Here is a 20,007-nt window from a genome sequence, read left to right on the forward strand (position 1 = left end):
TACCCCAGCGACGAGGGGCCCCATGGGTCCGGCGAGCCGGACCCAGCACCAACCATCCGCCACTCCCGGGAAGGAATCCCAGGACGGGAAGCCCCTTCCGGGAGGGACTCCCCATCCGTCAGAAACGCCCGTACCCGTTCCATGGCGCGCATCATGGGTTCCATGCCCGAAGGAGACACCGTCTGGCTGACCGCGAAACGGCTGCACACCGCCCTCGCCGGGCAGGTGCTCACCCGATCCGATCTACGGGTCCCGCGCTTCGCCACCGCCGATCTGACCGGCCGATCCGTCCTTGATGTCACATCGAGGGGCAAGCATCTCCTCACCCGAGTCGAAGGCGGACTCACCCTCCACTCCCATCTACGCATGGACGGGGCATGGCGGGTCTTTCGCGCGGGTGAACGGTGGCGCGGCGGCCCCACCTACGAGATCCGCGCCATCCTCCAGAACCCCGCGCACACTGCCGTCGGCTATCGGCTCCCGGTGCTGGAGCTGCTGCCGACCACCGACGAGGAACGGGTCGTCGGGCATCTGGGCCCCGATCTGCTGGGTCCCGACTGGGACCCAGCCATCGCCCTGGCCCATGTGCTCGCCGAACCCTCGCGCCCGCTGGGTGAAGCCCTTCTGGACCAGCGCAATCTCGCGGGCATCGGCAATGTCTACAAGTCCGAGCTGGCGTTCCTTGCCCGAGTGACCCCTTGGCTCCCCGTGGCGGCCCTGCCCAGCGGGGTGCCGGAGCGGCTGATCGCCACCGCGCATCGGCTCCTTGAAGCGAACAAGAACACCTTCGAGCGTCAGACGACCGCCCGCTCCCCCGGCAGCGGCCGGACCGCGACCCGACTGTTTGTCTACGGCCGCGCTGGTCTGCCCTGTCTACGGTGTGGCACCCTCATCCGTCAGGCCGGTCAAAGTGACCGCAACGGTGCCCAGCGGGTCACCTACTGGTGTCCGGGTTGCCAATCCGGCCCCACTAGTTGACGCTCCCTCAGATACGGCGCACGGTGTCCCATCGGGTCACTCCCGGGGTTTCAACCCCACCCGTTTGGTCGCGACGGCACCCCTCCGGCGAGCACCGCACCGCACCGCACCGCACCGCACCGCACCGCACCGCACCGCACCGGGGGAGCATCCCGGTTCACCGGAGCGTCGACCGCTCTGGGCGGATCGGACGCATGATTTCGCGTCGCAGCGCCGACAGAGCCGCGGCTTCCCCCCGACACATCAGGGCGACGACATCACGGGCCGGGACGCTCACGCCCGCCTGGGTTCACACCCCCACGGCTGAACCACCTGGCCGACCACATCGCTGGTGAGTGTCGGCAGCACGTCGAAACCCACCGAGACCGGCTCTCGCCTTTGCCCCTCTGGGCGGGCCAGAAGCCGTCGTCCATACCGTGCCGCATCCCGCGCCCGATGCCTCCAGCCGGCTTCACCCGGGCCAGATCACCCGCCCGAACGCCGGCGTTGCGATGCCCTGGTGACGGCCGCACGCGCCGCCGTCGCCCTGGTGACCGAGGCTTTGGTGGCCGAGGCCCGGGCGATCCAGCCAGCGCCGGCACGGGCCGCCGTCACATGTACTGGTAGGAGGCTGAGCCCCCATCCGCCCGCCGCCACGGCCCCTTCGATCAACCCGGTCCGCTCGGGGGTGAGTACCAGCCGCAGTACGGCCCACCACCACACTCCGGCGACCAGCAGCGCGGCCGGGAGCCCGAGGGCGACCCCGCGTCGTGCCATGGTTGCCTCCCTCCGGCCCACGCTAGACCGACGCGATCACCCACAGGGAGGGCGCACCGGATGCAGGCCCGGCGCACAGAAACCCGGATCAAGGGTGCACATGTGCCCCGGCCTCTTCCAAACAACCCTGGAGAGTGCTCCGGAGGCGCCCCGAGCTCTCTTCGTACCCGGCATCCACCTGGTGTGCCGGTTTCCAGTCCAGCTATGGGCTGACCAGGTCAGGCGGTTTCCGCCTGGAACATCCACGCGTGCTTTTCGAGGTCCGCGGTAAGCCCGATCAGGATGTCCTGGCTCACCGGGTCGGGATCGCCCGTCACATCGATGCGCTCGCGCATCCGTACGACGACCGCGCCCAGGGCGTCAACGAGCACCCGTACGGCGTCGCCGTCCTTGATCCAGCCCTCCGGCACCGTACTGATCGCGCTCTGCGCCGAGACCGTGGCGGCACGGCCGTCCGGCGGCACACCGATCGCGGAACACCGCTCCGCGACCGTGTCGGAGTGCAGTCGGGCGGTGTCCACGACCTCGTCGAGTTGAAGGTGTACGGACCTGAAACGCGGCCCGACGACATTCCAGTGGACCTGCTTGGCGACGAGCCCGAGGTCCACCAGATCCACGAGGGCGCCTCGCAATGCGTCTCCGACCGCCTTGAGGTCAGACTCGGACAGGGGGCTCTTCACGACAGACATGCATGTCCTCCACTCGGTTGTCGGTCATTTCCACCATGACATAGGCGCCCGAACCAGACATTCGGAGGGGGTCATCTCAGAACCACCCACACCACATAAGCCCAGACACAGCCAATCGGGCGCCTACCCCGCAAACCGACAGCCAAAAGCCCCGAATCACCACCCTTGAGGGCAGCGACCGGGGCTTCGTTCACTTCACACCAGTGGAGACCGGATCGGTCGAGGTCTGACCGTTGACCGGTATCCATCACCCAGACTGATCAGCAGAACCGAGCCAACACCACAGGACCGCACCGGACGCATCCGGCCTGTCCCACCAGCAACAAGGTCATGAGATCCGTGTCAGGCGGCGACGACGTCGACAGCTTCCGCCGGCGCCTTGATCGTCACTCGCTCCGTCGGCACACCTGCTACCGAAGCCACAGAGACAGAATTGAGCATTGAGCGCACTGGTGCGGGCACAGACTCAGTGGCTGCCGCCGACTGAGCCAACTCGGCGAGCGACAGTTCGTCACTCACTTCACGCATGAGCTCGGACATCCGTACATCAAGCGCGTCGCAGATCGCGGAGAGCAGCTCGGAGGATGCCTCCTTCTGCCCCCGCTCCACCTCGGATAGATAGCCGAGTGAGACTCGGGCAGACGAGGAGACTTCGCGCAGAGTACGGCCCTGGCGCTGGCGCTGCCGACGCAGCACGTCACCAAGCAGGCGACGGAGCAGAATCATCGGTGGCTCCCTCCTCGGACCGCGTAGCCGCATCCTTCACGCCCCACCGTACCGCCTTGCACTGCGGCCGTGCGGGGAGCGATGACGTGTTCACTCAGGGCTGCAAACATCAATTCCCCCCGTTCTGTTCCGTATCCTGTGCCCGCGCATTCCCGCGCAGTTCCTCGGCGAGCAATCCGAGCACACTGCGTACACTCTCTCTACGGATTTCCGCCCGGGTCCCGTTCAACCTCAGCGCGGTCACATTCCCTGTTCCCTTTGGTCCCACAACGGCCACATAGACCGTCCCGACTGGCTGTCCATCCTGAGGTTCGGGCCCGGCCACTCCCGTGGTGGCAATGCCCCAGGAAGCCTCCAGCACCCTGCGCACTCCCGCTGCCATCTGCTGCGCCACCTGCGCGTCCACCGCACCCCTGGAGGCCAGCAGGGCACGTTCAACGCCCAGAACGGTGTGTTTGAGCGTCGTTGCGTACGCGGTCACCGAACCCCGGAAGACCGCCGACGCACCCGGGACCGCGGTGAGCTCAGCCGCCACCAGACCACCGGTGAGCGACTCCGCAACCGCGACGGTCTGGCCACGCTCCGCGAGCACGGCCAGGATGTCAGCGGCGGTGCTCATGCTCCTCCCCCGGCGATACGGCGGGCCTCAGCGAGCCCCCTGCGTCGCAGGACGATCGCCTGTCGCACATAGTCAAGACCGGTGATCACCGTCAGTACGACGGCAACGGCCATCATCCAAAAGCGCAGAGTGGCCAGCGGACCGGTCAGCGCCAGGACGTACATGCCGACCGCCGTGCCCTGGGCCAGGGTCTTCAGCTTGCCACCGCGACTGGCCGGAATCACGCCGTGACGGATCACCCAGAATCTCATGAGGGTGATCCCGAGCTCGCGGAAGAGGATGACCGCGGTCACCCACCACGGAAGGTCCCCGAGCGCCGAGAGGCAGATCAGGCCCGAGGCCATGATCGCCTTGTCGGCGATGGGGTCAGCGATCTTCCCGAAATCGGTGACCAGGTTGTAGGTCCTGGCGAGATGCCCGTCGAAGATGTCGGTGATCATGGCAACGGCGAATGCCGCCCATGCCCAAGCACGCCAGACCGGGTCGTATCCGCCGTCCTGGAGCATCAGAAGAACGAACCCGGGCACCAACACCAGCCGCACCATGGTGAGGATGTTGGCGATGTTCCACAGGCTGGCCTGATTGACGGCCGCAGCGCCCAGCTTGCCACCGGGTGCGGGCCTACCGGTGCCGCCCCCTGCGGAAGCTGGCACTCCGGTCATCTGCCCGCCCCCTCGCCCGGGATCGGGCGGCCCCTGCCCTCCATCGGCCGAGCGGCAACGCCGACCGGCACCCGGCCAGCGTCCACATCGTCCCCCGGCAGACCGCAGTATTCGGCCACTAGGTCGACACCCTCGGTGTCCACGACCTTCGCGGTGACGATACGGCCGGGCACCAGCCCCTCACGCGTGGTGAAGACGACCTGTCCATCCGTCTCGGGGGCCTGGTGAGCGGCGCGGCCAACGGCCCTGTCCTCGCCGTCTTCCCCGCCGACGGACTCGACCAGCACTTCCAGGCTTTCGCCGAGCCGCTCCTCAGCCCGCTGCGAGGTCAGCTCCTCGGCCAGCCGGGACAGCTGGGCCAGTCGCTCCGCGATGACGTCGTCGTCCAGCTTGTTCTCATAGGAGGCGGCTTCCGTACCGTCCTCGTCCGAGTAGCCGAAGACGCCGATGGCGTCCAACCGTGCGTCGGTGAGGAAGCGCTCCAGCTCGGCGAAGTCCGATTCGCTCTCGCCGGGGAAGCCGACGATGAAGTTCGAGCGCACACCGGCCTGCGGTGCCTTGCTCCGGATCGTCTCCAGCAGCTCCCAGAAGCGCTCCGTGTCACCGAAACGGCGCATCGAGCGCAGCACGCTGGGTGCCGAGTGCTGGAAGGACAGATCGAAGTAGGGGGCGATCTTCGGTGTCGACGTGAGGACGTCGATCAACCCGGGCCGCATCTCGGCGGGCTGCAGGTAGCTGACCCGGACCCGCTCGATGCCGTCCACCGCGGCCAGCTCGGGGAGCAGTGTCTCAAGCAGCCGGATGTCGCCCAGGTCCTTGCCGTACGAGGTGTTGTTCTCGGAGACCAGCATGACCTCCTTGACCCCCTGCTCAGCCAGCCAGCGCGTCTCGCCGAGCACATCGCTGGGCCGGCGTGAGATGAAGGAGCCCCGGAAGGAGGGGATCGCGCAGAAGGAGCAGCGCCGGTCGCAGCCGGAGGCCAGCTTCACGGACGCGACGGGGCTGGTGCCCAACCTGCGGCGCAGGGGCGCACGCGGCCCGGAAACCGGGGCCACGCCTTCCGGTAGGTCCGTGGGCGCGCCGTGGCCTGGCAGGGCCACGTCTGCGGCTGCCGAGGCCTGCTGCCGCTTGGCCGGGCTCAGCGGCAGGAGCTTGCGCCGGTCACGCGGGGTGTGGGAGGCGTGGATGCCCCCGTTGAGGATCGTCTGGAGGCGGTCTGAGATGTCGGCGTAGTCATCGAACCCGAGCACACCGTCGGCTTCGGGGAGCGCCTCGGCAAGCTCCTTGCCGTACCGCTCGGCCATGCAGCCGACCGCGACCACGGCCTGGGTTCTGCCGTGATCCTTGAGATCGTTGGCTTCGAGGAGGGCGTCGACGGAGTCCTTCTTGGCGGCCTCAACAAAGCCGCACGTGTTGACGACTGCGACATCCGCATCAGCGGCTTCCTCGACGAGCTCCCAGCCGTCCGCTGCCAAGCGGCCTGCGAGCTCCTCCGAGTCCACCTCGTTACGGGCGCAGCCAAGAGTGACAAGGGCGACGGTACGGCGTTCGGGCATGGGCTCAAGACTACTTTGTCCAGACCCACGCCCCTGCCGCCAGGCCCGTCAGCTCCCGTCCCGGTGGCTGCTCCGGGGTTGCCGGGCCTCTCCCGTACCGCTGGCAACGGCTGTCCTCGTGGTGCTTTCGGGGGTGTTCGCTCAGCCTGCCTCGGGGTCGCCCTTGGTGTAGGAAACCCGCTCGACCTGGCCCGGCTTGAACTCGTCCTCGACCTTCTTGCCGTTCACATGGAGCTCGATCGCACCGGCATTGCCGAGGATGAGATCGATCCGCTCATCGGCTTGGAAGGTCTTGGAATCGCCCTTGACCAGGGTCCCGTCGAAGAGCAGCTTGCCGTTCTGCGACTTGGCGGAGATCCAGCTCTTGTCGTCGAGCACGGTGAGGGTCACCGTCACCTTGTCCTTCGGGACGGCGGCGATCGCGCCGTCCGACGGGTCGGGCTTCGGGTCGACGGGCTTGGTGCTGGTCGTCTTGGTGGGGCTCGGCTTCTCCTGGGGTGCGGTGCCCTCGGCCACCTGCTGGTCCCGGCCCGAGTCATCGCCGCTGTTGAGGAAGGTGAAGCCGACGAACCCCACCACGGCGACGATCGCGGCCACCATGGCCGCGGTCCAGTTGGGTCGACGGGGCTCGGGACGAATGCGCTCGGCTTCGAACATCGGCGCGGCAGGGGTCGGCGCGGGTCGCCCGCCGTGCTCGGAGTCGTACTGGGCGATCAGCGGATCGGGGCTGAGTCCGACCGCCTGCGCGATCATGCGGATATGACCGCGCGCGTAGACAGCGCCGCCGCTCCGGGAGAAGTCGTCCTGCTCGATCGCATGCACGATCGGGATGCGCACCCGGGTGGTGGCACTGACCTCGTCTACGGTCAGACCTGACGCGATGCGGGCCTGATGGAGGACGTGGCCGATCGAAGGGCGCTCTTCCTCGGTGGAAGGCCGGTCGTCTTCGGGAGAGTTGCCGATGGACACGGGGGTGCCTTTCGAGCGTGTAACCACCTGCTGGAGGTTCAGTGTATGGGTGGTACGAAAGGGTGGGGCAACCGGGCGGACGGACTTTGTACGCCATCGGTATGGCCGGTGACGTCCGCGACGGTAGGGGCGGTCAAGACGGTTGCACCGTCTCTCCCTCAACTTGACGTTTGACCGGGGGAAACGGTTGCCCGCCAAAATCCCCTAACTCTGAGGCTCCCCCCGGATCACGGCAAGCACTCCATCCAGTTCATCTGCTTTCACCAGGACGTCACGGGCCTTCGATCCCTCGCTGGGGCCGACGATGTTCCGTGACTCCATGAGGTCCATCAGCCGTCCCGCCTTGGCAAAGCCGACCCGAAGCTTCCGCTGCAGCATCGATGTGGACCCGAACTGGGTCGATACCACGAGTTCGGCCGCTTGGCAGAGCAGATCCAGATCGTCGCCGATGTCCTCGTCGATCTCCTTCTTCTGCTTGGAGCCCACGACGACATCGTCCCGGAAGACGGGGGCCATCTGGTCCTTGCAGTGCTGGACGATCACCGCGACCTCGTCCTCGGTGACAAACGCACCCTGCATCCGGGTCGGCTTGTTGGCACCCATCGGCAGGAAGAGACCATCGCCCTTGCCGATCAGCTTCTCCGCGCCGGGCTGATCCAGGATGACCCGGCTGTCCGCGAGCGATGACGTGGCGAACGCCAGCCGGGAGGGCACATTCGCCTTGATCAGACCGGTGACCACGTCGACGGACGGCCGCTGGGTCGCCAATACCAGATGGATGCCGGCCGCGCGCGCCAGCTGGGTGATGCGGACGATGGAGTCCTCGACGTCCCGAGGGGCCACCATCATCAGGTCCGCGAGCTCGTCGACGATGACCAACAGATACGGATAGGGGTGAAGTTCGCGTTCGCTGCCCTCGGGCAGCTTGACCTTTCCGCTGCGCACGGCCTGGTTGAAGTCATCGATGTGTCGATACCCGAAGGCCGCGAGGTCGTCGTAGCGCAGATCCATCTCGCGCACGACCCACTGAAGCGCCTCGGCCGCGCGCTTGGGATTGGTGATGATCGGGGTGATCAGATGGGGGATGCCCTCGTACGCGGTGAGTTCGACCCGCTTGGGGTCGACGAGCACCATCCGGACATCCTCCGGAGTCGCCCTTATCATCACCGATGTGATCAGGCAGTTGATGCAGGACGACTTGCCGGAGCCGGTCGCTCCCGCGACCAGCACATGCGGCATCTTGGCGAGGTTGGCCATCACATAGCCGCCCTCGACGTCCTTGCCGAGCGCGACCAGCATCGGATGGTCGTCCTCGGCGGCGTCCGCGAGCCGCAGCACGTCCCCCAGGTTGACCATCTCCCGGTCGGTGTTCGGGATCTCGATGCCCACCGCGGACTTCCCCGGGATCGGCGAGATGATCCGGACATCAGGGCTGGCGACGGCGTACGCGATGTTCTTGGTGAGCGCGGTGATCCGCTCGACCTTCACCGCCGGACCCAGCTCCACCTCGTACCGGGTCACCGTCGGCCCGCGGGTGAATCCGGTAACCGCCGCGTCGACCTTGAACTCCGTGAACACCTGGGTCAGTGAGGCCACCACCACGTCATTGGCCGCACTGCGCGTCTTGCCCGGCCCACCGCGCTCCAGCAGATCCAGTGAGGGCAGGGAGTAGGTGATGTCCCCGGCCAGCTGGAGCTGCTCGGCACGGGCGGGCAGGGTGTGGGAGTGCTCCGGCGCGGGTTTGGTGAGATCCGGTACGCCGGACTTGGCGGCCGGCGCGGATTCCTCGGAGCGCCGCTCGGCCTCGCGGGCGGTCGGCACCGGGGAAGCGGCGGCACGCTGCCGGTCCGCGGTGACGTCCCGGGTCAGATCGGCGACCAGCGGGGAGGGCGGTAGACCGTTGTAGACGGCGCCATCGAGTGCGGCGGCGGCAGCGGCGGCGACATCCACCGCATCCATCGGACGGCCCGCCGGTTTGGCGGACGTCCTGCGGGGCCTACGGCGCTGCGAGAGCGCCTCCTCCTCGTCCCGCTCGGGGGCGTACTCATCCGGTTCGCCCCGGCGTGCGCCGGGGCGCCGGGTACGGCCGGGGACGGCCTCGCGCCAATGGTCCTCATAGCGCTGCTCGTCGTCCGTCAGGTCGTCGAAGTCGTCGGCCCCCGGCAGGGGCTGCACCAGACCCAGGCGGGTGCCGAGCAGTCGAAGTCGCTGGGGGATGGCGTTCACGGGTGTGGCGGTGACGACGAGAAGACCGAAGACCGTGAGCAGCAGCAGCAGGGGGACTGCCAGCACCTCGCCCATCATGAAGACCAGCGGCCTGGAAGCGCCCCAGCCGATCAGGCCTCCCGCGTCCTGCATGGCCTCGGTGCCTTCCCCGCGACCAGGGGAACCACAGGCGATGTGCACCTGTCCCAGCACGCCGATGGCCAGGGCCGACAGGCCGATCACAATCCGGCCGTTGGCCTCGGGCCGCTCCGGGTAGAGGATCAGCCGCACACCCATGGCGCCCAGCAGTATCGGCACCAGGAGATCGAGCCTGCCGAACGCGCCGGTCACCAGCATCTCCACCAGATCGCCCACCGGGCCCCGGAGATTGGACCAGGTCCCCGCGGCGACCACCAGGGCGAGCCCCAGCAGCAGCAGCGCGAGGCCATCCTTGCGATGGGCGGGATCGAGGCCCTTGGCACCCCGTCCTATCCCACGGAACATCGCGCCCACGCCGTGCGCGGTCCCGAGCCACAGGGCGCGCACCAAGCGGTACAAGCCCCCCGTGGGGGACGGCGCGGGCTTGGGTACGGGTTTCCTGGCAGCCGCCTTCCGCGCGGGTGCCTTCCGAACCGGAGGCTTCTTCGCGGGCACGGGCTTCTTGGCTGGGGCCTTGCGCGCCGGGGCCGCCTTCTTGGCGGCACCAGCGGCACCGCCCGTACGGCCGGCCCGCGGTTTCCCGCCGGTGCCCGCAGTGCCTTGGGAACCCTTGCCGGACGTACGTGAGGCCATGGGGGTGAGGTTACCGGTGCGAGGGGCGGTGGACACGTGTGCGTACCGCTTCACCCGTTCGTGTCGCCCGGACAGTTCCTGCTCCCCGTACGGCGGTTGCACCCCGGCGGAAGCGTTCCCAGGCGGCGCACAGCGCCGTGCGGTGACATGGAACGGGGTGGTGCGCAAGCCTCTTCACAAGGTTTGCGCACCACCCCGTTCGCAAGAACATCATCCATGGAGCAGGAGGCCCGACGGGGACCCGCTGACCGCGACGGCCAAGCGTCGGATCAGCTCTGCGAGGGCAGCGCCGATGCTCCGCCCGTGCCGGGTTCGAGCGCGTCCAGTGCCCGGCGCAAGCCGGTCAGTTTGCGTTCGAGATGGGCGGCCGTGGCAACGGCCGCCGCATCCGCGGACTCGTCGTCAAGCTGCTTGGACAGCGCTTCGGCCTGCTCCTCGACTGCGGCGAGCCGCGCGGACAGCTCAGCCAGCAGTCCCGCGGACTCCTTGCTGACACCGCCGCCCGACTGCGTACCGCCTTCGAGTTGCAGCCGCAGCAGCGCCGCCTGCTCGCGAAGTTTGCAGTTCTTCATATACAGCTCGACGAACACCGAGACCTTCGCCCGCAGCACCCACGGATCGAAGGGCTTGGAGATGTAGTCGACCGCGCCCGCCGCGTAACCCCGGAAGGTGTGGTGCGGGCCGTGATTGATCGCAGTGAGGAAAATGATCGGGATGTCCCGAGTGCGCTCTCGGCGCTTGATGTGCGCCGCGGTCTCAAAACCATCCATGCCGGGCATCTGAACATCCAGCAGAATGACCGCGAAATCGTCTGTCAGCAGCGCCTTGAGCGCTTCCTCCCCTGACGATGCCCGCACCAGTGTCTGATCGAGCGCGGAGAGAATGGCCTCCAGCGCCAGCAGATTCTCCGGCCGGTCATCGACCAGGAGGATCTTGGCCTTCTGCACCATGCCCCGTCCTCCTCGCCCCGGCTTGGGGTCTCCCCGGCTCCAGGAGCCGAGGGACGCACCGGGCGCCACCCCAGGGGACGACTCCCTTGCGTCGCCCGTCCTTGTGCCGGTCATGGTAGCCGCACCCCGCCCGTCGCCACACCCTGTCACCACGATGTCACTGTGCACATAGCAGAAACGGACCGGGAGACCAGAAGGTTCCCCGAACACCACCGTCTCACACACCTTCGGCCACAGTCGGTCAATATCGATCAGCAATTGCCCAGGTTCTATGCTGGCTTGATTCCCTCTCCGCGCATCCACTGCTCCATCACCGCGAGCAGATGATCAGGGTCGACCGGCTTGGTCACATAGTCCGAAGCGCCCGACTCGATGGCCTTCTCCCGGTCGCCCTTCATCGCCTTCGCGGTGAGAGCGATGATCGGCAGTCCGGCGAACTGCGGCATCCGACGGATCGCGGTCGTCGTCGCGTACCCGTCCATCTCCGGCATCATGATGTCCATCAGAACGACCGTCACATCGTCGTGCTGCTCCAGCACTTCGATGCCTTCCCTGCCGTTCTCCGCGTAGAGCACCGAGAGACCGTGCTGCTCCAGCACACTGGTGAGCGCGAAGACATTGCGGATGTCGTCATCGACGATCAAGACCTTCTCGTTGTCAAAACTGAAGGTCCGCCGGGGCTCCGGTGCCCCCTGAGGCTCCATGTCCCGCTCGCCACCCGCCTGTTGCTCCGGCCCGGAGCCAGCCGCTCCCGCCGTACCCGCCGGCAGGGCGCCCCGGTCGTCCGACCCGCTGAGCGCCTTGCGGCGGCGGCGGAAGAGCGCGGCGGGACCACTGGCATGCCCCTCCCCGGCACCGGGCCGCGTATCCGGTCCCGGTAGCTGCGGCATGCCGTGGGTGGATCCGGCGGCGGAGTCCTCGCCGTCCTCACTGCCGTAGCCCTGCGGCGGCAACTCCGTTGGATGCAGCGGCAGATACAGGGTGAAGGTCGAACCGCGGCCGGGTTCGCTCGCGGCGTGGATCTCACCACCGAGCAGTCGGGCGATCTCCCGGCTGATCGACAGCCCCAGTCCCGTACCGCCGTACTTACGGCTGGTCGTCCCATCGGCCTGCTTGAACGCCTCGAAGATCACCCGCATCTTGCCCGCCGCGATCCCGATTCCGGTGTCGGTCACCGAGAAGGCGATCAGATCGGCATCCGCCTCCCGCAGCGAGCCGGCCTCCAGCAGTTGCTCCCGGATGGACTGCGGCACATCCGCACCCGCCGGCCGGATCACCAGTTCCACCGCACCGGAGTCGGTGAACTTCACCGCGTTCGACAGCAGATTGCGCAACACCTGCAACAGCCGCTGCTCATCGGTGTGCAGTGTCGCGGGCAGCTCCGGCGAGACCCGTACGGAGAAGTCAAGACCCTTCTCCGCGGTCAACGGCCGGAAGGTCGCCTCCACGTAGTCGACCAGCTGCACCAGGGCGATCCGGGTCGGGCTGACGTCCATCTTGCCCGCCTCGACCTTCGACAGGTCGAGGATGTCATTGATCAGCTGGAGCAGGTCCGAGCCCGCCCCATGGATGGTCTCGGCGAACTCCACCTGCTTCGGGGAGAGATTGCCCTCGGCGTTGTCAGCGAGCAACTTGGCCAGGATCAGAAGGGAGTTCAGCGGGGTGCGCAGCTCATGCGACATGTTCGCCAGGAACTCGCTCTTGTACCGCATCGACACCGCGAGCTGCTCGGCCCGCTCCTCCAGCACCTGCCGGGCCTCTTCGATCTCGGTGTTCTTGACCTCGATGTCCCGGTTCTGCTGGGCCAGCAGTTCGGCCTTCTCCTCCAGCTCCGCGTTGGACTCCTGGAGCGCCTTCTGCCGGTTCTCCAGCTCGGCCGAGCGCTCCCGCAGCTGCTCGGTGAGCTCCTGCGACTGCTTGAGCAGCACCTCGGTCTTGGTGTTGACGCTGATGGTGTTGACGCTCGTGGCGATCATCTCGGCGATCTGGTTGAGGAAGTCCCGCTGGATCTGGGTGAACGGCTGGAACGACGCCAGCTCGATCACACCGAGGACCTTGCCCTCGAAGAGCACCGGCAGCACGATCACATGCGCCGGCGAAGCCTCCCCCAGCCCGGACGAGATCTTCAGATACCCCGGGGGCACATTGACCTGGATCGTCCGCTTCTCCTCGGCGGCCGTCCCGATCAGGGTCTCGCCCGGCCGAAACGACGTCGGCATGAGTCCCGCGGAGTAGCCGTAGCTCCCGCGCATGCACAGTTCGTACGAGACCTCAGGGCTGCCCGACACGCCCCCGGGCACATCCGCGCCCCTACCGCCGGTCGTCATCGCGAGGAAGAACGCGCCGTGCTGGGCCGAGACCACCGGGGTCAGCTCGCTCATGATCAGCGAAGCGACATCATCGAGATCGCGCCGCCCCTGCATCAGACCGGAGATACGGGCCAGATTGCCCTTCAGCCAGTCCTGCTCCTCATTGGCGAGGGTGGTGTCGCGAAGGTTCGCGATCATGGTGTTGATGTTGTCCTGGAGCACCTGGATCTCGCCGGCCGCGTCCACGCCGTCGATCTTCAGATTGAGATCGCCCCGGGTGACCGCGGTCGCCACGGCCGCGATCGCGCGCACCTGCCGCGTCAGGTTCCCGGCCATCTCGTTCACGGACTCGGTCAGGTCGCGCCAGGTGCCGTCCACATCCCGAACCCGGGCCTGACCGCCCAGCTGCCCGTCGGTGCCCACCTCACGGGCCACCCGGGTGACCTCCCCAGCGAACGAGGAGAGCTGATCCACCATGGTGTTGATGGTGGTCTTGAGCTCAAGGATCTCGCCCCGGGCATCGATATCGATCTTGCGGGTGAGATCGCCCTTGGCGATCGCCGTGGTGACCGTCGCGATCTGCCGCACCTGGCCGGTCAGATTGGACGCCATCGAGTTCACCGACTCGGTCAGGTCCTTCCAGGTACCCGAGACTCCGGGCACATGGGCCTGGCCACCCAGCCGACCGTCCGTACCCACCTCACGGGCCACTCGCGTGACCTCATCGGCGAAGGACGACAGCGTCGTCACCATCGTATTGACGGTGTCGGCCAGCTCCGCGACCTCGCCGCGGGCCTCGACCGTCACCTTCTTCGTCAGATCGCCGTTGGCGACGGCCGCGGAGACCCGGGCGATGTTCCGCACCTGGCTGGTCAGATTGGACGCCATCAGATTGACGTTGTCGCTGAGGTCCTTCCAGATGCCGGTCACACCGCGCACCCGGGCCTGACCGCCCAGCACACCCTCCGTACCCACCTCACGGGCGACCCTGGTCACCTCGTCGGCGAAGTCCAACAGCTGATCCACCATGGTGTTCACGGTCGTCACCAGTTCAAGGATCTCGCCCTTGGCATCAACGGTGATCTTCTTGGAGAGATCCCCCTTGGCGACGGCGGTGGTGACCTCCGCGATATTGCGCACCTGGGAGGTGAGGTTGTTCGCCATGAAGTTGACGGACTGGGTGAGGTCCTTCCAGGTGCCGGAGACACCCTGCACCTCGGCCTGACCACCGAGGATGCCCTCCGTGCCGACCTCACGGGCGACCCGGGTGACCTGCTCCGCGAAGTTGGAGAGCTGATCCACCATCGTATTGAGCGTGTTCTTCAGCTCAAGGATCTCGCCACGCGCGTCAACATCGATCTTCTGCGACAGATCACCACGCGCCACAGCCGTGGCGACCTGAGCGATATTGCGCACCTGGGAGGTGAGGTTGCCCGCCATCCCGTTCACGGAGTCCGTGAGATCACGCCAGACACCGGCGACACCGGGTACCTGGGCCTGGCCGCCGAGCCGACCGTCCGTGCCGACCTCACGGGCGACCCGGGTGACCTGCTCGGCAAAGGCAGAGAGCTGGTCCACCATCGTGTTGATGGTGTTCTTCAGCTCAAGGATCTCGCCACGCGCGTCAACATCGATCTTCTGCGACAGATCACCACGCGCCACAGCCGTCGTGACCTGAGCGATCTGCCGTACCTGAGACGTCAGATTGCCGGCCATGAAGTTGACGGAGTCCGTCAACTCCTTCCAGGTGCCGCTCACACCGTCCACCCGGGCCTGACCGCCCAACTGGCCCTCGGTGCCCACGTCTCGGGCCATCCGGGTGACCTGGTCGGCGAAGGAGGAGAGTTGCGCCACCATCGTGTTGACGGTGTTCTTCAGCTCCAACATCTCACCGGCCACATCCACCGTGACCTTCTGCGACAGATCGCCATTGGCAACCGCCGTCGTCACCTGCGCGATGTCCCGCACCTGACCGGTGAGGTTACGGAAGGCCGTGTTCACCGAGTCGGTGAGGTCCTTCCAGGTGTTCGCGGCGCCAGGCACCTCCGCCTGACCGCCGAGCCGCCCTTCGACGCCGACTTCCCTGGCGACCCGGGTGACCTCGGAACCGAAGGACTGGAGCTGGTCCACCATCGTGTTGACGGTGTTCTTCAGCTCCAACATCTCACCGGCCACATCCACCGTGACCTTCTGCGACAGATCGCCATTGGCAACCGCCGTCGTCACCTGCGCGATGTCCCGCACCTGGGTGGTCAGATTGCGGAAGACGGTGTTGACCGAGTCGGTGAGGTCCTTCCAGGTCCCGGCGGCACCCGGCACCTGGGCCTGACCGCCGAGCAACCCCTCCGCTCCGACCTCGCTCGCCACCCGGGTGACCTCGTCCGCGAAGGTCCGGAGGGTCTCGGTCATCTGGTTGATGGTCTCGGCGAGCTGAGCCACCTCACCCCGTGCGCTGACCGTGACCTTCTGCGACAGATCACCGTTGGCGACGGCCGTGGTGACCTCGGCGATACCGCGCACCTGCGAGGTCAGATTCCCCGCCATGGTGTTCACGGAGTCGGTGAGGTCCTTCCACACACCGGCGACACCCGGAACCTCCGCCTGTCCACCCAGCTCGCCTTCGGTGCCGACCTCCCTGGCGACCCGGGTGACCTCGGAACCGAGGGACTGGAGCTGGTCCACCATCGTGTTGACGGTGTTCTTCAGCTCCAGCATCTCGCCATCGACATGGACGGTGACCTTCTGTGACAGATCACCCTTGGCGACAGCGGTGGTGACGAGAGCAATGTCACGCACCTGGGCGGTCAGCCGATGGGCCATCGTGTTCACCGAGTCCGTGAGGTCCTTCCACGAACCGGACATCCCGCGCACCTGGGCCTGACCGCCGAGCTTGCCCTCGGTCCCCACCTCAAGGGCCACCCGGGTGACCTCGTCGGTGAACGCCGACAACTGGTCCACCAGGCTGTTGACCGTACGGGAGACCTTGAGGAATTCCCCTCGAAGCGGCCGTTCAGCCCCGTCCGCACCATGCGAACGCAGCTCCATCCGCTGCTCCAGATCGCCCTCGGCGACCGCGGACAGCACCCGCCCCACCTCGGAGACCGGTCGGGCGAGGTCGTCGACCAGAGCGTTGGAGGCGTCGATCGCGGCGGCCCAGGAGCCCTCACAGGCCCCCGTCTCCAACCGCTCGGTCAGCTTCCCCTCCCGCCCGACCACTCTCCGTACCCGCGCCAACTCGCCCGTGAGATGGAGATTGCGGTCGGCGACCTCGTTGTAGGCGGCCGCGATCTCGGCCATCACATCGTCGCCCGACACGGTCAGACGCCTGCGGAGATTGCCGTCCCGCATGGATACCAGGGCGGCCAGCAGCCGGTTGAGGGCAGCCGTATCTACCTCGGTCGTCCCGTTCCTCCGGGATCGTCCGCCTTTTGCACGCGTGCTCGCACCACGCGATGCCGTGCCAGACTCCACCGTGTCCCTCCCGCAGGGGTTGGCCGTACTCACCGGGCTCTATCCGGAAGCCTGCCCAGTGTTTCACCCATGCCGAACCAGGCCATAACAGTTCGGCAGCTTCGCGTAACGTCTCTGCCCTTACAGGGCGGAAACAGCAGCGACCGGCATTCGCTCGGACAGTGAAGGTAAGTAACCTGGCATCCGGCTGTCCAACCGCCCCGGTCCGCCCGGCCGGGTCGATGTGGGCATGCGAACTACCACCGGGCACCGGGAGGGGCAAGCCGATCATGGCTAAGCCGGGCGTCGAGACGCGTACTAGGAGTTCTGTGATCACCGCGCGGGCGGCAGCCACTTTCGACCCTGTCGGGCGGTCGGTAGCGACCGCCCGCGCCTTCGTCCGTGACACGCTCCAGGGCTGGGGGTACTCGGAGGTCCTCGATGACGCCGTGGTCCTCACCAGCGAGCTCGTCACCAATGCCATCGTCCACGCGGGCACCGCAGCGGACGTGCTCTGTCTACGCACGGAAGACAGCGTTCGGGTAGAGGTCGCCGACCGGTACCCCGAGCGTGAGGTCCCGATCCAGAGCGCGACCCGAGCCCTGGGCAATCTCGACAGCGAGAACGGTCGGGGGTTGCTGCTCTGCTCCGCCCTCGCCTCCCGCTGGGGCGTCGAGTACACCCCCACACACAAGCAGGTGTGGTTCCAGCTCGACCTACCGCAACGCCCGGTGGGCACCCGTTCGGCCGGCCCGGTCCTACCGGTCTCGCTCCTTCCCGTGGCTGATGAGCGCGTACGCGTGGCGGTCCTCCAGATCGACGCGGCCGGGCTGATCTCCGTATGGAACGAGGATGCCGAGCACGTCTTCGGTTACGACGCCGAGCAGATCATCGGCAAGCCGCTGACGGACGTCGCGGCCTGGCCCCACACCCCGGGCATCGGCACCGGTATCGCCGAGGCCCTCCAGCTCTCCCGTTGGGAAGGCAGCTACGGCATGCGGGGCGCGGACGGCCGGGTGATCCCGGTCTACGCCTCACATCTGCGGGTGCGCGACACCAACGGCGAGCCCTCGACCGTCTGCCTCCTCGTCAGAGACGATGAGCGGGCGGTCCTCCAGACCCCGCCGCGCGGTCCGGTCAGCGACGCGGGAGCCGAGCACCCCACCGACCCCTTCGAGGTCTTCATCGGCTCCCCGGCCCCCGATGACCTCGACGGCCTGCTCCAACGCACCGTGGAACGCGCACGCGACATGCTCGACGGGGACGCGGCGTTTCTGCTGCTGGCCACCGACGACGAGACCGAGTTGGAGGTACGCGCCACCACCGGCCTCCCGTCGGCCCGGCAGCGCTTTGCCCGCGTCACAGTCGAGGCAGGCACCGGACGGTACGGCTCCGCACGGATGCCCGCCGTTCATGAGGACCTCACCGCCGTGCCCGGGGCGGTACCACTGCTCAACTCCACCGGGATGCGCTCCGTGGTCACGGTCCCGCTCAAGGTGGAGGGCCGGCTCACGGGCTCGCTCGGCGTCGCCGCCGAGGCAGCCGGTCGATACTCCAACGAGGAGGCGCTGCGCCTGCAGTTCGCGGCGGATCGGATCGCCCTGGCCGTCGAGTCCGCCAGGCTCGGCGAACTGGAACGGCTGCGGCGCGGATCACTCTCCTTCCTTGTCGAAGCCTCCGACCTGCTCGCGGGAACACTCGATCGCGATCAGACTCTGGCCCTGATGGCACAGATGACGGTCCCGACCCTGGCCACTTGGTGTGCTGTCTATACGATCGCGGACCAGGCGTCCGACCCGTATCTCAGTTATGTGCTGCATGAGGATGAGGAGCGCATCGACGGCGTCAAAGCCCTGCTCTCCAAGATCGCACCGCCCGATCCGGTGCCGGCCCCCGGCGCCCGCATTTGGACCGCCCCCGGCAAGGCCGCCCAGCAGGCGGCCCTCCTGGCCTCCAGGCGCGAGTTGGGTCTGAGCACGGCAGCGCCGGTCTCCTCCGGGATCGGAACCACCCTCGCCACCGCGGCAGCCGTGGGCGGCGAAACGGTCGTACTCCCCCTGGTGGCCCGCAACCGGGTCATCGGCATGTTGACCCTCGGTAAACCCTCTGATGACCACTTCCGTCAGGAGATCCTCGAACTGGCCGAGGACCTCTCCCGCCGAGCCGCGCTGGCCCTGGACAATGCCCGCCTCTACTCCGAGCGCGTCGCCATCAGCCAATCCCTCCAACGCAGCCTGCTCCCGCCGGAGATGCCCGACATCCCGGGCGTGGAGGTCGAGGTCATCTACCGTGCCGCCGGCGAGGGCAATGAGGTCGGCGGCGACTTCTACGATGTCTTCCCCATCCGAGACGGCGCGTACGGGTTCGCCATCGGCGATGTCTGCGGTACGGGCCCCGAGGCCGCCGCTGTCACGGGCCTCGCCCGCCATGCGCTGCGGCTGCTGGCCCGCGAGGGCTTCGGCGGCCCTGCGGTCCTTGAGCGTCTGAACGCGGCGATCCTCGACGAGGGCGCCCGCAGCCGCTTCCTCACCCTGCTCTACGGCGAACTGTGGCCACAGGAGGACGGCAGCGCCCTTCTCAAGGTCGTCTGCGCGGGACACCCGCTCCCCCTGCGGCTGCGCCCGGACGGCACGGTGGAGGCCGCAGCGGACCCCCAGCCGCTGCTGGGTGTGATGGAGGATCTGGAGCTGCACGAGCAGATGGTGACGCTCGAACCAGGCGATGTCCTGCTGTGCGTCACGGATGGCGTCACCGAACGCCGTGAGGGCAGCCGCATGTTGGGCGATGAGGGCCTCGCCGAAGTCCTCGCCGGTTGTACGGGGCTCACAGCGGGCGCGGTCGCGGGACGGGTACTGCGGGCAGTGGAGCGCTTCGCCGCGGAGCCGGCATCGGATGACATGGCCATCCTCGCCATGCGCGTCCCCAAGCCGCACACACCCTGAGCCGGAGCACCGCCGCCCCGGACGCAGAGAAGGCCCCCGCCAGCTGGCGGGGGCCTTCTGCTTGAGCCCCAATACGGAATCGAACCGTAGACCTTCTCCTTACCATGGAGACGCTCTACCGACTGAGCTATTGGGGCCTGCTGCGCTGTGGCAACGGAGTAGATCATACCCTGAATCTGGAGCTTCTCAGAACCATCTGAGCCCCACCATCTGAGCCCAGGAAAACCCGACCAACGGTCAGGACTGACCCAGGGCACCACATCAGTGGTTCTCGGTGCCTCTATGGGAATTGTCTTGAACGCAGAAATGCCTCAACCCCCGCACCATCGGTGCGGGGGTTGAGGCTAAAGATTGTTCGGCGGTGTCCTACTCTCCCACAGGGTCCCCCCTGCAGTACCATCGGC

Annotated in this window: 12 protein-coding genes and 1 tRNA gene; 2 read left to right on the forward strand and 11 right to left on the reverse strand. The window is 67.4% G+C overall.

The features are described from left to right. Positions 1-162 precede the first annotated feature (162 nt). Positions 163-978 (forward strand): Fpg/Nei family DNA glycosylase, encoded by an 816-nt coding sequence (locus NBG84_RS09055; protein ID WP_250918773.1) that lies wholly within the window; start codon positions 163-165, stop codon positions 976-978. 465 nt (positions 979-1,443) lie between these two features. On the opposite strand, the gene NBG84_RS09065 is transcribed toward NBG84_RS09055, so the two are convergent. The 10 genes from NBG84_RS09065 to NBG84_RS09110 all read right to left on the reverse strand — a co-directional run bounded on the left by NBG84_RS09065 (position 1,444) and on the right by NBG84_RS09110 (position 16,682). Next, on the reverse strand, positions 1,444-1,734 hold the full coding sequence (locus NBG84_RS09065; RefSeq protein ID WP_250918774.1) for a hypothetical protein: 291 nt from the start codon (positions 1,732-1,734) through the stop codon (positions 1,444-1,446). A gap of 218 nt (positions 1,735-1,952) precedes the next feature. Then, positions 1,953-2,423 (reverse strand): Dps family protein, encoded by a 471-nt coding sequence (locus NBG84_RS09070; protein ID WP_250918775.1) that lies wholly within the window; start codon positions 2,421-2,423, stop codon positions 1,953-1,955. A 342-nt stretch (positions 2,424-2,765) separates the two neighbouring features. Further along, positions 2,766-3,149 carry a helix-turn-helix domain-containing protein gene (locus tag NBG84_RS09075; protein ID WP_250918776.1) on the reverse strand — a complete coding sequence of 128 codons (384 nt, stop codon included), beginning with the start codon at positions 3,147-3,149 and terminating at the stop codon, positions 2,766-2,768. 109 nt (positions 3,150-3,258) lie between these two features. Then, complete coding sequence (locus tag NBG84_RS09080) at positions 3,259-3,768, reverse strand: CinA family protein (protein WP_250918777.1); 510 nt, start codon at positions 3,766-3,768, stop codon at positions 3,259-3,261. Then, positions 3,765-4,430, reverse strand: coding sequence for a CDP-diacylglycerol--glycerol-3-phosphate 3-phosphatidyltransferase (gene pgsA / locus NBG84_RS09085; RefSeq protein ID WP_250918778.1), 666 nt, complete (start codon positions 4,428-4,430; stop codon positions 3,765-3,767). Before pgsA ends, NBG84_RS09080 begins: the two co-directional genes overlap by 4 nt. After that, positions 4,427-5,986, reverse strand: a complete 1,560-nt coding sequence (gene rimO, locus NBG84_RS09090; protein ID WP_250918779.1) for a 30S ribosomal protein S12 methylthiotransferase RimO — start codon at positions 5,984-5,986, stop codon at positions 4,427-4,429. The genes pgsA and rimO overlap by 4 nt, the downstream gene beginning before the upstream one ends. A gap of 141 nt (positions 5,987-6,127) precedes the next feature. Continuing rightward, a complete protein-coding gene (locus tag NBG84_RS09095; protein ID WP_250918780.1) occupies positions 6,128-6,955 on the reverse strand; it encodes a helix-turn-helix domain-containing protein in 828 nt (275 codons plus the stop codon). Between the two features lie 204 nt (positions 6,956-7,159). Beyond that, positions 7,160-9,952: a DNA translocase FtsK gene (locus tag NBG84_RS09100; RefSeq protein WP_250918781.1), complete on the reverse strand. Its 2,793-nt coding sequence runs from the start codon at positions 9,950-9,952 to the stop codon at positions 7,160-7,162. Between the two features lie 269 nt (positions 9,953-10,221). Next, complete coding sequence (locus NBG84_RS09105; RefSeq protein ID WP_250918782.1) at positions 10,222-10,902, reverse strand: response regulator; 681 nt, start codon at positions 10,900-10,902, stop codon at positions 10,222-10,224. Positions 10,903-11,171: 269 nt separating this feature from the next. After that, on the reverse strand, positions 11,172-16,682 hold the full coding sequence (locus NBG84_RS09110; RefSeq protein WP_250918783.1) for a HAMP domain-containing protein: 5,511 nt from the start codon (positions 16,680-16,682) through the stop codon (positions 11,172-11,174). A gap of 269 nt (positions 16,683-16,951) precedes the next feature. On the opposite strand from NBG84_RS09110, the gene NBG84_RS09115 reads away from it, so the two are divergent. Beyond that, positions 16,952-19,603 (forward strand): SpoIIE family protein phosphatase, encoded by a 2,652-nt coding sequence (locus NBG84_RS09115; protein WP_250918784.1) that lies wholly within the window; start codon positions 16,952-16,954, stop codon positions 19,601-19,603. A 64-nt stretch (positions 19,604-19,667) separates the two neighbouring features. Here NBG84_RS09115 and NBG84_RS09120 read toward each other — a convergent pair. Further along, positions 19,668-19,740, reverse strand: a tRNA-Thr gene (locus NBG84_RS09120). Positions 19,741-20,007 lie beyond the last annotated feature (267 nt).

The organism is Streptomyces albipurpureus, from assembly GCF_023701525.1.
Lineage (GTDB): Bacteria > Actinomycetota > Actinomycetes > Streptomycetales > Streptomycetaceae > Streptomyces > Streptomyces albipurpureus.